This window comes from Mesorhizobium sp. WSM4848 (assembly GCF_055811375.1).
In genome coordinates this window covers 1-260 of the sequence record NZ_JBVVPX010000149.1, presented here as the reverse complement: position 1 = coordinate 260, position 260 = coordinate 1, and the positions used below count along the sequence as shown (strand labels likewise).

The window sequence follows — 260 nt, the reverse complement described above, 5'->3', positions numbered from 1 at the left end:
GCCATGGCAAGACGACGCTGCTGCGTGCGATCTCCGGGCTTCTGCAGCCGAAGAGCGGCCGCATCCTGTTCGACGGGCAAGACATTGTCGGCCACAGCGCACGCGCCATCGTCGGCGCCGGCCTGATCCATGTGCCGCAAGGCAACCGGCTGTTTCCCGATCTCTCGATCGCCGACTGCATGGCGCTCGGCGCCTATTCGCCGCGGGCCCGGCCGCATGAGGCGGAAAACCGCGAAAAGGTGGTCAAGCTGTTCCCGAAA

The 260-nt window shown here is 66.2% G+C and carries 1 protein-coding gene; it reads left to right on the top strand.

The window, feature by feature from the left end:
- Positions 1 to 260: ATP-binding cassette domain-containing protein (locus AC0L16_RS33705; RefSeq protein ID WP_473625831.1), on the top strand; the 260-nt coding region annotated here is incomplete at both ends.